The 13,319-nt window shown below is 58.8% G+C and carries 9 protein-coding genes and 2 pseudogenes; all 11 read left to right on the plus strand.

All coding sequences use genetic code 11. The annotated features are described in order from the left end of the window. The first annotated feature begins 503 nt into the window (after positions 1-503). The 11 genes and pseudogenes from CCD76_RS04935 to CCD76_RS04990 all read left to right on the plus strand — a co-directional run bounded on the left by CCD76_RS04935 (position 504) and on the right by CCD76_RS04990 (position 13,211). On the plus strand, positions 504-3,482 hold the full coding sequence (locus CCD76_RS04935) for a molybdopterin-dependent oxidoreductase (RefSeq protein WP_087718422.1): 2,979 nt from the start codon (positions 504-506) through the stop codon (positions 3,480-3,482). Then, complete coding sequence (gene cobA / locus CCD76_RS04940; protein ID WP_256961114.1) at positions 3,469-4,368, plus strand: uroporphyrinogen-III C-methyltransferase; 900 nt, start codon at positions 3,469-3,471, stop codon at positions 4,366-4,368. Before CCD76_RS04935 ends, cobA begins: the two co-directional genes overlap by 14 nt. Before the next feature lie 61 nt (positions 4,369-4,429). Next, on the plus strand, positions 4,430-4,771 hold the full coding sequence (locus CCD76_RS04945) for a zinc ribbon domain-containing protein YjdM (protein WP_087718423.1): 342 nt from the start codon (positions 4,430-4,432) through the stop codon (positions 4,769-4,771). A gap of 87 nt (positions 4,772-4,858) precedes the next feature. Then, complete coding sequence (locus CCD76_RS04950; RefSeq protein WP_087718424.1) at positions 4,859-5,326, plus strand: GNAT family N-acetyltransferase; 468 nt, start codon at positions 4,859-4,861, stop codon at positions 5,324-5,326. Positions 5,327-5,451: 125 nt separating this feature from the next. Next, positions 5,452-6,686: pseudogene (locus CCD76_RS04955) on the plus strand (ISL3 family transposase). A 177-nt stretch (positions 6,687-6,863) separates the two neighbouring features. Further along, entirely contained in the window at positions 6,864-8,186 is a 1,323-nt protein-coding gene (locus CCD76_RS04960) for an aspartate aminotransferase family protein (protein ID WP_087718425.1), read from the plus strand. Between the two features lie 153 nt (positions 8,187-8,339). Continuing rightward, positions 8,340-8,668 (plus strand): annotated as a pseudogene (locus CCD76_RS04965) (transposase); the annotation flags it as partial. A 615-nt stretch (positions 8,669-9,283) separates the two neighbouring features. Continuing rightward, positions 9,284-10,060: a FadR/GntR family transcriptional regulator gene (locus CCD76_RS04975; protein WP_087718426.1), complete on the plus strand. Its 777-nt coding sequence runs from the start codon at positions 9,284-9,286 to the stop codon at positions 10,058-10,060. 211 nt (positions 10,061-10,271) lie between these two features. Beyond that, positions 10,272-11,318: a TRAP transporter substrate-binding protein DctP gene (gene dctP, locus CCD76_RS04980; RefSeq protein ID WP_087718427.1), complete on the plus strand. Its 1,047-nt coding sequence runs from the start codon at positions 10,272-10,274 to the stop codon at positions 11,316-11,318. After that, positions 11,315-11,902 carry a TRAP transporter small permease subunit gene (locus CCD76_RS04985; RefSeq protein WP_087718428.1) on the plus strand — a complete coding sequence of 196 codons (588 nt, stop codon included), beginning with the start codon at positions 11,315-11,317 and terminating at the stop codon, positions 11,900-11,902. The genes dctP and CCD76_RS04985 overlap by 4 nt, the downstream gene beginning before the upstream one ends. Continuing rightward, positions 11,889-13,211, plus strand: a complete 1,323-nt coding sequence (locus tag CCD76_RS04990) for a TRAP transporter large permease (protein WP_087718429.1) — start codon at positions 11,889-11,891, stop codon at positions 13,209-13,211. Before CCD76_RS04985 ends, CCD76_RS04990 begins: the two co-directional genes overlap by 14 nt. Positions 13,212-13,319 lie beyond the last annotated feature (108 nt).

Genomic DNA, 13,319 nt, shown 5'->3' on the forward strand with positions numbered 1-13,319 from the left:
CGACGCTGCCTCGATGCAGCGCCAGCCTGGCGATCGCGACCGCCATTGGTCGCCGATGGTGGAACTCAAGCGAAGGCCATGCCAGTTCACCGATCTTCAAATCGATTCAGTGGCTTGGTAGCAACGAGCGCTATCGAAAGCGGGCAGGAAGAGGGTGGATGGGCGCTGGCTTGCGCAACACCGGTGCAACGTTGCGCGCTTTCGCACCAAAGGTTGGCATGAACGACCCGAGATCGGGTCTCTCGACTGCGAGGCGCGGGGTGGGTGTGGCGGCAGAAGGTTGTCGAAAAAGGAAAAAGCGGCCGGTGGCCTGCTTATTGCTCTGATCCTTTACCCAGGCGTGCCAGTTGCCAACGCCGGCAACGAGCAGCGCTCCGGCACGCAACAACGGCAATGACCACAACGCACCGCGGATACCGGCAGGATCACGCGGCAGCAGGCAAAGAGGCCTGACCTCACGTTCAGCGTGAAGTCAGGCCTCTTTGCGTTTCAGGGAGGCGTTCATGCCCAATCCGTACAGCACGACCGATCCACAGCCTCGGCGGACGACGCCCCGCGAATCGTTCGGCGACACCGGCTCCTCTTTCGAGCGCACCGCCACCAGCCTCTCTTCCGAGAGCACCACGACCTGCCCGTCTTACAAGGGCACCACGACCTGCCCGCCTTACAAGGGCACCACGACCTGCCCGCCTTACAAGGGCACCACTACCTGCCCGCCTTACAAGGGCACCACTACCTGCCCGTATTGCGGCGTCGGTTGTGGCGTTGTCGCGGCGGTCGAGAACGGTACGCTGACCGATGTCGCCGGGGACCCCGCGCACCCGGCCAACCAGGGGCGTCTCTGCGTCAAGGGCAGTGCGTTGCACGAGACGATGGGCGAGCGGGGGCGCCTGTCGCATCCCGTCGTCGATGGCGAAGCGGTGGGCTGGGAAGAGGCGCTGCAGTGCGTCGCGTCGCGGCTGGCATCCACGCAGCGCGAGCATGGCCGGGAGTCGGTGGCAGCCTATCTCTCCGGACAGCTGCTGACCGAGGATTATTACGTCGCCAACAAGCTGTTCAAGGGCTTCCTGGGGACGCCTCATGTCGATACCAATTCGCGGCTGTGCATGGCCTCGGCGGTGGCCGCCTACAAGCGATCTTTCGGCGCCGACGCAGTGCCTTGCTGTTATGAGGATCTGGAGTGCGCGGAACTGGTCGTGCTGGTCGGCTCCAACCTGGCCTGGAATCATCCGGTGATCTATCAGCGGCTGAAGGCCGCCAAGCAGCGCAACCCGCTGATGCGCATCGTGGTGATCGACCCCCGGGTGACGGACAGCTGTGAAATCGCCGACCTCTATCTCGGTATTGCGCCCGGCAGCGATGCCCGGCTGTTCAACGGACTGCTGGCCTGGATGCACGCCGCTGGCCGGGTCGACCGGATCTATCTCGAACGCCATACCCGAGGCTTCGAAGAGACGATGCAGGCTGCCTGCGAAGACGATGTCGGCATCGAGGCGGTCGCTCGCGACTGCGATGTCGACGCCGAGCGGCTGGAGACCTTCTTCTACTGGTTCGCCACGCAACTGCACGTGGTGACGCTCTATTCCCAGGGCATCAACCAGTCGAGCAGCGGCACCGACAAGTGCCAGGCGATCATCAACTGCCACCTGGCGGGCGGCAAGATCGGGCTGCCGGGCGCAGGGCCGTTTTCGATCACCGGCCAGCCCAATGCCATGGGCGGGCGCGAGGTCGGAGGTCTGGCCAACCAGCTCGCGGCGCACATGGACTACCACACGCCGGGAGCCATCGATCGGGTCACCCGGTTCTGGCGCACCGAGACGCTGACGCCGACCTTGCCCGGTGCGCCGGGTTTCAAGGCCACCGAGCTGTTCGACGCCATCGAGCGAGGGGAGATCCGGGCGGTCTGGATCATGGCGACGAACCCGGTGGTCAGCCTGCCCGAGGCCAATCGCATCAAGCGCATCCTGGCGGCGTGTCCGCTGGTGATCGTTTCCGACTGTATGGCGAATGCCGAGATCCTGGAGGTCGCGGACATCGTGCTGCCGGCCACTGGCTGGTCGGAAAAGGATGGCACCGTCACCAATTCCGAGCGCTGCATTTCCCGCCAGCGCGGGTTGCTGCCGCCGCCTGGCGAGGCGCGTCACGACTGGTGGATCATGACCCAGGTCGCCGCACGTCTCGGCTTTGCCGAGGCATTTCCCTATGTCGATCCCTTCGAGATCTTCGACGAACATGCCCGGCTCTCCGGTTTCGAGAACGCGGTCGAAGGCGAGGGTAGCGAAAGCGACGGCGCCATTTGGCGGCCGTTCGACATTTCGGGGCTGGCGGGGCTGGATCGTGCCGGCTACGACGGCCTGGCACCGGTTCAATGGCCGGTGACCGCCGCGGCCCCCGCGGGCACGCCACGGCTATTCGAGAACGGCCGCTTCGCGACGCCCGATGGCCGTGCTCGGCTGTTGCCGGTTCGTCCGCAGGCGGTACGCCAGAAGCTGACCGGGGAGAGGCCGCTGCGCCTGAACACCGGTCGGGTTCGGGATCAATGGCATACCATGACGCGGACGGCGCGTGCCTCCCGCCTGATGAATCATCGCGGCGAGCCCTTCGTCGACATTCACCCGCTGGATGCCGAACGCCTCGGCGTCGTCGACCAGCAGCTGGTCGAGCTGGCGGGGGCCGATGGTCTCTATCGCGGCCGGGCCAGAATCGCCAAGTCCCAGCGGCCGGGAGAGCTGTTCGCGCCGATGCACTGGAACGACGCCTTCAGCGGCCAGGCCAAGGTCAACGGCCTGGTGGCGGCGGTCGTCGATCCGATCTCCGGGCAGCCTGAATCGAAGCAGGCTGCAGTCAGCCTTCGTCCGCTGCCGATCTCCTGGGAAGCGACATTGATCGTCGCCGCCGACATCGCGGCCGAGATCGCGCCCACTATCGCGCCCGCCATAGAGAGTGGGCGCGAAGACTACGCCTACTGGGCGCGGATTCCTCTCGACCACGCCCTGCGCTGGCAGCTTGGCGGTCAACCGGATGCCGCGGGACGCGACTGGCTGGCGTGGGCCGAGTCCCATCTTCCCGGGGCGGTCTCGCAGTGGAGTCACGACGAAGCGCGCGGACGGTTGCGCGCCAGCGGTATCGATAACGGTCGGCTGCGCTGGTGGTTGATGGTCGGGCCACCGGAAGGGCTGCCGTCGTTGCGCTGGCTGGACGACTGCTTCGCCAGCGAAGGCGACCAGGTGCTCGATCGAGAGACGCGGCGTCGCATCCTGGCCGGCTGTGCCAGTGGCGCGCGCAGCGACGGCCCGATCGTCTGCAGCTGTCATCAGGTCGGACAGCACTCGATCATTGCCGCCATCCGTGCCGGCGATACCAGCCTCGAGGCGCTGGGTGCCCGTCTCGCCTGCGGTACTCAATGCGGTTCCTGCCAACCCGAGCTGAAAGCCCTGCTCGAAGAAGAGATCCAAGAGGAGATGGCCGATGCCAGCCTATGATGCAACGCAAGGCAATACGCGCGAGAAGAGGCTGGAGACGGCCGGCTGGATGGCTCGGCTCTATCAGACGGCTCGAAACCGAATCGTGACCACGAGACCGACGAGAAACGTCGTCGGCCCGGCTGGCGACACCGGCCGGGTCTCGCTGGTCGGCGCCGGACCCGGCGCGGCGGATCTGCTGACCGTGCGAGCCCTGCGACGAATCGAGGCCGCACACGCCGTGGTCTATGACCGGCTCGTCGGCCCCGACATTCTAGCCTTGCTGCCCCGGGGCTGCGAGCGCTACTACGTCGGCAAGGCGCGTGGCAACCACAGCGTGCCCCAGGCGGAGATCGGCACGCTATTGGTGCGGCTCGCCGCCGAAGGAAAGCGGGTGGTGCGTCTGAAAGGTGGCGATCCCGGAATCTTCGGGCGCATGGGCGAGGAGCTGGCAGCGCTGGCCGAGGCCGGCATCACCCCCGATATCGTGCCCGGGATTACCGCCGCGTCCGGCGCCGTTGCTGCCATGGGGCTGCCGCTGACCGACCGCGCTCACGCCCAGCAGGTTCGCTTCATTACCGCGCAGGCATGCCGGGACGATGTCTCCCTCGACTGGCACTCGCTGGCCCGGCGTGACGAGACCTTGGTGTTCTACATGGGGTTGAGTCGTGTCGAGACCATCTGCGAAGGGCTGATCGGCGCCGGGCTGCCGTCCGACTGGCCCATCATGCTGATCGCCAACGCCTCGCTACCGCAGCAGCAGACGCTGGTAGGCACGTTGGCGGACATGCCGCGAACGCTTGCCGCCAATCCGATGCCGTCGCCGTGCCTGATCGTGGTCGGCAGCGTCGTCGAGATGATCCCCTCCACCGCTGACCGGCTCTTGAGCCTCGAACGCCCGGTTTGACTGGGCAGTTCGAGGCGGGCGGCGTAGACTTCGCGGCTTTCCGAACGCCAGGAGTCTACGCGTGAGCCAATTACCGCCTTGCCCGCAATGCGGGTCCGAATATACCTACGCCGACAGCCAGCTTGTCGTCTGCCCCGAATGCGGCCATGAGTGGTCCGAAGCAGAAGCGGCGGTCGACGAAGGACACGCAAGCGTCGTGACCGACGCCCATGGCACGCCGCTGGCCGATGGTGACAGCGTCACCGTGATCAAGGACCTGAAGATCAAGGGGTCGTCGCAGGTCGTCAAGGTAGGGACCAAGGTCAAGAACATCCGCCTGGTCGATGGTGATCACGATATCGACTGCAAGGTCGATGGTGTCGGGGCCATGAAGCTGAAATCCGAATTCGTCAAGAAGGCCTGAGCCGACGTCAGGCCTTGCAGTGGAACCATCGGGCTGCTTTTCGCCGTCGTCCGGCTCAGGTTCGTCATCACAGGGCGGGGGACCACAATGGCTTGGAAGATCGCGCGGCTGAATCGCGATGACACGCTCGGCATCGAAACGGTGTCGCGCTGGACCTTCGACGCCTGGGGCGGACTCCACCCGCACACGACGTTCGAGGAATGGCGGGACGAAACCCGCAGCGACTGCGGTGCCAAAGGTGTGCCTTCAGTATTCGTGGCCATGAGCGACGGCAAGCCGATGGCTACCGCGAGCCTGACGGTCAGCGACATGAGCCTTCGGCCCGCCATGGGGCCTTGGCTCGCCTCCGTTTTCGTCCTGCCGGCCTGGCGCGGCCGCGGTATCGCCTCGGCACTGGTGGCGACGGTGGAAGCGGAGGCCCGGGAAGCAGGTTTTCGACGACTTCATCTCTACACACCGGACCAGATGGCGCTCTACGCGCGGCTGGGTTGGGTGCCCTCCGAGTCTCTGACCTATCGTGGCGAGCGCGTCACGCTGATGCACCGAAACCTCTGAAAAAAGGTTCTTCGCAGATCAGCGTGAAGCACGCAGATCTGAGGGATAAGCAGATAGAGAAACGGCGGTAAATCCGAATAAGCTGATGTTCACCATAAACGTCTGCTCACGGATACCGCCGTTGTATGGATGCTAACCCGCTCCGTCTGTTCTGGAAAGGCTTCACGCCAACTTATCATGCGTTCCTCAATCCCCAGACCCTATTCGTCCGCCTCGAGCCGGATCCCGGCGTGATCCCGGTGTGATCCCGGTGTGCAGTGGCTGTGATCAGGCCTGCTTCCTGGTGCATGACATGCATCGCCAACGCGTCCGAGAGGCCCCGCTGCTGATCTATCGGATCGAGTTGGAGGTGCCCGTTCGACGCCTGCGCTGCCCTATCTGCGGGCCGACACGTGAGCGGATCGATTGGCTGCCGGGCCGGCCTGGCGTGACCGACACGCTACACCAGTGGGTAGAGCGCTTGGTGGACTTGCTGCCTATCCGCCACGTAGCTGACCTCGTCGGTCTGCACTGGCATACCGTGAAGACCATCGATAAGCAGCGCCTGCAGCGCACTCTTCCCGTTCCGGACGCCACTCGGCTGCGTCGGCTGATGATGGACGAGTTTGCCCTGCACAAGGGGCATCGCTATGCCACGGTGATCGCTTGTGCCGATACCCAACAGGTCGTGTGGGTCGGCGAGGGCCGCTCGCGGGAGTCGATCCGTCCGTTCTTCGAATGGTTAGGCGCAGCCCGAAAGCAGATCGAAGCCGTCGCCATGGACATGAACTCGGCCTTCGATCTCGAGGTGAAGGCCCAGAGCCCCAACGCGGCAGTGGTCTATGACCGCTTCCATGTCGTGGCTAAATATGGGCGTGAGGTGGTGGACCGAGTACGTGTTAACCAGGCCAATCAGCTACGCGACGACAAGGTGGCCCGCAAGGTGATCAAGGGCAGCCGCTGGCTGTTGCTGCGCAACGCCGACAACCTTAAGCCCGAACAGGCGGTCAAGCTGGAAGAACTGTTGGCAGCCAATGCGTCATTGAGCACCGCGTATCTGCTCAAGGACCAGCTCAAGATGCTCTGGTTTGCCGACGACGAGGCTGCCGCGCGCGGTGCCTGGCAGGAGTGGGCCGGCATGGCACGCAGCAGTGGTATTGATGCCCTGGTGCACTTCGCCAGGAAGCTGGAGCCTTACCTGGAAGGGATCGTCTCCAGCGCTCGACATCGGCTGAACACCAGTGTACTTGAGGGCATGAACAACCGGATCAAGGTCATCAAACGAATGGCCTATGGGTACCGCGACACGGCGTACTTCTTCCTGAAGATCCGGGCCGCGTTCCCGGCAAAGTGCGATGAACCTTTTTTTATCAGTCAGTAAGTTAAGCAAACGGTTACGCCAAGAAAAGCATAAACCAATTTATTGCCACCCAGAGGCCACCATACACTGACCATCTATAGCAAAACTGTTCACCCTTTCGCTGATGGCATGCTGGACTCACAGCCGTCCTGAACAGCTAACCAATGCACACTGCGCTAGAAACATGAGGTGGCGGAAATGACAATTTTTTCTAAAGAAACGCTTAGTAATCAGCATATCAAGCAGCTAGACCGGAAAGGCGTATTTCACTCTTGGTCTGCACAGGGCTCGCTGGACCCACTAGTTATCAAGAGCGGCAGTGGCTGTCGGCTGTGGGATTATGAAGGGCGGGAATATCTCGACTTTTCAAGCCAACTGATCAACACCAATATTGGCCACCAGCACCCGAAAGTAATTGCTGGCATCAAGGCACAGCTAGACGAGTTGGCTACGGTGGCCCCTTCGCATGCCAACTACGCTCGCGGCCTGGCTGCTGAAAAGATACTTGCTCGCGCACCGGCAGGCTTCGATAAGGTCTTCTTCACCAACGGCGGTGCAGATGCGAATGAGAACGCTATTCGCATGGCGCGTGCCGTTACTGGCCGGACAAAGGTGCTGTCGGCTTACCGCTCGTATCATGGCGGTACGGGCTCAGCCATTGCAGCGACGGGCGACTTCCGCCGCGTACCCAACGAGTATGCCCGTGGTCACGTTCATTTCTTTAACCCCTTCCTCTATCGCAGTGATTTCTGGGCACAGAGTGAAGAGGAAGAGGGAGCGCGCGCCCTACAGCACTTACGCCGGACCATTGAGTCTGAAGGTGCCGGTTCCATAGCTGCCATCCTGCTGGAAACGATCCCGGGCACCGCAGGTATTCTGGTTCCGCCCAAGGGCTACCTGGATGGCGTAAGAGCCCTTGCTGATGAATTCGGCATCGTACTTGTCTTCGATGAAGTCATGGCAGGATTTGGCCGCACCGGAAAATGGCTGGCATTGGATCACTTTGACGTGGTGCCCGACCTGATTACATTCGCTAAAGGCGTAAATTCGGGTTATGTCCCGGCTGGCGGTGTCATCGTCTCTGAAAAGACCTCGCGTCATTTTGAGGAAAACTTTTTCTTCGGCGGGCTAACCTATTCCGGCCATCCACTGGCGATGGCAGCCATATGTGCAACGCTTGATGCGATGGAAGAAGAAAGCATCGTCGACAACGCAGCACATATTGGCGCTAATGTCTTGGCACCTGGTTTAAAACAAATTGCCGAACGTCACGATATCGTAGGCGAAGTACGTGGGATGGGCGTTTTCCAGGCAATTGAACTGGTAGAGGACCGCGAAAGCAGGCAGCCACTAAACGCTAAGGCAGTGGGGCAGCTCAAAGCTGCCATGGTGGAGAGTGGATTACTGCCCTTTGTCGTTGCCAATCGAATTCACGTTGTGCCGCCTTGCGTGATTACCGCCCAAGAAGCAGAGCAAGGCTTGTCTATCATCAATGACTCCCTCGGCAATCTCAGAAGATAAGCTATGAGTCAGGGCTTAGTGGGCTTCCTCCCATCCTGATATCAAAGCACTCGTTAGCATCAGCCATCAATAATGCCGGGTCGGGAAAGCCCGATCCGGCTTCAAATTAGGTAGCAGCATGCGCTTACGAAAGATGTCGAAGCCGCACTACACCTGTCACGCCTTCACCTGAAGCTTCGAGAAGATAGCTATATGGGCCTTGATACTTGGTTGCAATTCCATTTTGATTCGAGCAACTCGCTCTGCTGCTGGTGGCGGTAAAAGGCTCTCAGGAACAGTTAGACCATGCCCTTGGGCGAAGCCGAGGCGGCCTGACGGCCAAGATCCCCAAGCCAGGAATACCACGCCTGTTCGAACGCCCGCGTTATCGGCATCGCAATGTGATAGAGCGTCTATTTGGCTGGATGAAGGAAAAGCGGCGACTCTGTACTCGCTACGACAAGCTGGCGAAAAGTTACCACGCCATGGTCACGCTGGCCTGAATCGAGCGCTGTTTGGTCTCTTGGCACCTGTAGCATCTGATGAATTGGTTCTGCAAATATCGCAAGGATATCAACCGCTAACGGCGTTGCAGTGCATTGGGCATGCTCCACTGGCAGTTGGGCTTGGTCAGCGCCCTTTTACTAGCGTTGAGCGTAGGGGCCGTGCTGGCCTTTCTAGTCGGCCTGCTATGCATTCGCCGCAAGAGCATCTACTTCGTGATGCTGACGTTGGCTCTGACCCAGATGGCCTATTTTCTCGCCTACACCCTGAGCAACTGGACGGGCGGTGACAACGGCTTGCTGGGGAGGCAGCAGCTTGGCTACCACGGCTTGCCGACGCTCCTCGGAGTAACGAGGAATGAGTGTCTCCTTTCGCCCCTTGGTCGGTTTATAGGAACAGGTATCAGAGGGCACGACACTTATCCTGACACTGAGGGGCGTGCAGAGACCTCAAGGCGGGCGATGAGCAAAACCTACAGATCAGGCACTTAACCATTTTTCCGCCGTATCACGCCTGACCTCAATTTAAGCTCAGACCAATTTCTTTCTTGACAGGTTGGAGGAGGAGCGCCTATAAATTTATTATAACTATTATTATAGATTAGGTTCATAAAAATGGTACAGATGTACACAAACAAGCGGCAAAAAATCGCTGACCTGATCTGCGAGGACGTCAAGCGTTGGATTGTCAGGGAGAACCTAAAGCCAGGTGACCGTCTACCCAATGAAAAGGCCCTCATGGAGCGCTATGAGTGCGCCAAAGCAACGATTCGAGAGGCTCTGCATGCGCTCGAAGTAGAGGGGCTTGTCATACTCAAGACTGGCCCAGGTGGTGGCGCCATCATCAATGAAGCCACCAGCGAGCCAGTCTCACGCGCACTTCGCAATTTCCTGCATTTTCAGCGAGTCGACGGTAGTCAGGTTTATCAGTTACGCCGCGTCGTAGAAGTTGAGATCGCGTCATCGGTCGTGGGGCGACTCAATGATGAAGCCATCAGTCATCTAAAGGAAAATATTGCGCGTTGCCGCCTACCACACGAAGGTGAGGAACTGCAGCGACAGCACCGCGTACTTGAGCTGGATTTTCATAATACTCTGGCCGAATATTGCCCCAATCCTCTCTTGCGATTTATGGGCCAGTTCTTAAACGATTTTCTCAGGGATCTCGTGATCCTGAAGAAAGCTTACGTACCTGAACGCTTTATATTTGATCAAGCCAATATTGACTATCATGTCGCACTTCTCGATGCGCTTGTGGCTGAGGATAGCCAGCTTGTACGGCAGATCATGAACGAGCATATGTGCGATGCCGAAACCCATTTGACGGCGCTGGAGGGTGTGGTTGCTGACCAGTTTCTGGTCAATGATGCTTTGGACAGAGAACTATATTGAATATGGGGAGACCCGTTTCATTAGCAATGAAAACGTAATGTAGCTACGTGAAATACGTGGCAAAAAATCCATGAGTATTTGTATATAGGAGGCTGTTCAGATTTTGTCACCACGCCACATGGTAAGAATGATTGGATGACTCCGGTACCCAAAGAGTGCTTCTAGGCACACCGCAAAGGTTGACACTTCATTTTAGTGGGAGAATAGGTAGATGTATAACAACAAGTTCGCACCTAAGTCTGTTACAACCCCTGTCAAGGCAGGCTTGGCCTGTCTGGTACTGGCCGGAAGCGCCCTGGCCTTACCGGGCGCAGCGTTTGCTCAAGACGGTGACGTCATCGAGATACGCATGCAGCGCTACACTGATGCGGGAGAGGACAAGATCTTCAACCGCTACAAGGATATGCTAGCAGAAGCCAGCGATGGTCGAATCATACTCAATATTTTCCGCGGCGGAGAACTGGTGCCCAACGATCAGATGTTCGCAGCCCTGCGCAGCGGCACTCTGCATGCCATCAACGGCTATGGCGGTTACTGGGGCGGCCAGATGGATACCGCCGTGATCGAGTCAGGCATTCCAATGGCCTGGACCAGCCTTGAAGAGGCCCGTGAACTGTGGGACGAACGCGGGTTTGGTGACCTGTTGGCGGAGAACTACGCGCAGATGGGTGTCCATTACGTCGCGCCGGTATTTGGAGGTAAGTTCGATTTGCTGACCAAAGAGCCAGTCGAATCCCTGGCAGATTTGAGCGAATTGAAGATTCGCGCGACTCCGTCTGCATCAGCGGTACTCGATCACTTCGACGTTCCCACAGTATTCATTCCGCCGGAGGAGTTTTATATCGCCTTGAGTACCAATTCCATTGATGGCCTGGTCTACGGAGGCCCCTATGACTATTCGGTACTCAACCTCAATGAGGTAGCCACCCACTACACCGAGCTCAACATGCTCTATCCAGGCTTCGTTGACAGTATTTTGGTCAACCAGAATGTATGGAACAGTATGTCGGAAGAACTCCAAGAGATTTTCACGGAAGTCACCGCAGAGTGGGCCGATTACCGCCATCAGAAGTATGTGGAGTGGAACGAGGAGGCGTCTCACCTATTCGAGATTACTAGCCTACCGGAGAGCGATGTGCAAGAGATGACCAAGGCGGCCCAGGACGTCTGGGATGCCGAGGCCGAGAAGTCACCGCGAGCCGCAGAGGCGATCGAGATGATACGCAACATGGCTCGCGATAAGGGTCGTCTCGAATGAAAGTGAGCCAAATAATACACCTGCTTCATGTGTGGATTAATTGGCAGGATCGCCTGAGCGAATGGCTTGGGCGGTTAGTTGCTTGGCTTGGCTTTGTTCTGGTTTGCATTCTTGTATATGAGATAGCATCCCGACAATTGCTAAACACACCGACCAGCTGGGCACATGAGGCCTCGACCATGATTTATGGCGTCTTCGCCATTTTAGCTGGTGCCTATACTGAAAAATGGCATGACCATGTGCGGATTGATATCTTCCATCAGCATCTATCTAAGAAAGGAAAAGCGCTGGTTTCCTTCATTATCGGCTTGCTGACGCTGATGATTCTAACGCTGCTTTTGACTAGCGGCTATGAGTATGCCATGCAATCGGTGGCTATGCAGGAGCGCTCGTTTGGGAGTACCTGGACGCCAATAATCTGGCCGGTGAAAGTCATGATACCGGTAGCCGTGCTGCTAATCATGCTGCAAGTGCTGGCAAATACCTTGCGTGAACTATGCATCTTGCTGGGCCACCCCCTGGGGGCCTGTCCTTTAGCAGACCACACCACCGACACCCGGAGGCGTTCAAATGGTGGACATTGATCCCATACTACTCACACTCTTGATGTTCGGCTCCATGCTGCCTCTGATGTTCTTCGGTGTGCCGCTTGCATGGACACTGATAGGGGTGGGTAGCGGCTTCGGCTACTGGATCTGGGGTCCGGGCAGCATCGGTATCATAATGCCCTCGGTCTTCGGACTAATGAACGAGTTCATTTTGGTCGCCTTGCCGCTGTTCATCCTGATGGGAATGGTTCTTGAGCGATCAGGTATTGCCGATGACCTTTTCGAGATGATTTACAAGATCATGGGCGGCATACGCGGTGGGCTGGGCATGGGAACCGTGGTGATCTGTGCCTTGATAGCCGCCATGGTAGGCATTACCGGTGCCGCGACCGTAAGTCTGGGACTGATCGCGTTGCCCGCTATGCTTAAACGTGGCTATAGTAAGCAGCTATCGGCAGGCACTATTATGGCAGGTGGCGCGCTGGGTTTTTTGATTCCGCCCTCGTTGGTCATGATCCTCTACGCCTTCTTGACTCGCGAATCGGTGGGCAAGCTGTTCGCGGCGGGTGTTATGCCTGGCCTGATGTTGGCCACCATCTACATGTTCTACATCGGCATTCGCTGCTACCGAAACCCAGCGCTGGGACCGGCAGTCGAAGCCTCTGAGCGGATCGATTTCTGGCAGAAAATCGTGGCATTGAAGGCCATAATCTTGCCCGGCACCCTCATTGCCGTGGTGCTTGGATCCATGGCGGCTGGCGTGGCATCCCCCACCGAGGCCGCGGCGTTGGGCGCAAGCGGTGCCATGCTCTGCGCCCTGGCTCACGGCAAGCTCAACTTCACCATGCTAAGCGGTGCGCTTTTCAGGACGGCACGCATCATGGGCATGCTGATGTGGATCATGATCGGTGCGGTGATTTTCTCAAAGATCTACATCGCACTGGGGGCCGGCCAGGAGATTGTGGGCCTGATCATGGCCACCGAGCTGAGCCCCTATCTCGTACTTAGCGTGATTCTTCTCAGCTATTTGGTTCTGGGCATGTTCCTGGACGACTCGGCAATTCTCTTCATCACAGTGCCGCTCTACGTGCCAATCATCGTATCGTTAGGCTTTGATCCGATCTGGTTCGCTACGCTGTTCGTACTATCGATGCAGACAGCCTATCTGACACCACCGTTTGGCTATAACTTATTCTACATGCGGTCAGTGGCACCACCGGAGGTGACGACCGGTGATCTCTATCGCTCAGTGATCCCGTTCCTGGCCATGCAGGTACTCGGCATCGTTCTGCTGGTGATGTTTCCGCAGATCGCCCTATGGCTACCTGGACTTATCTTTGATTAGGATGCTTCGTGACTTGCCAATCATTGTCGGTCGAACCGACACAGAAGCTCGAGGATGACAAGGTTATCTTGACGCGCTGGGATTTTGCCCCTGGTGTGGAGACTGGTT

The organism is Salinicola salarius, from assembly GCF_002179555.1.
Taxonomy (GTDB): Bacteria; Pseudomonadota; Gammaproteobacteria; order Pseudomonadales; family Halomonadaceae; genus Salinicola; species Salinicola salarius_A.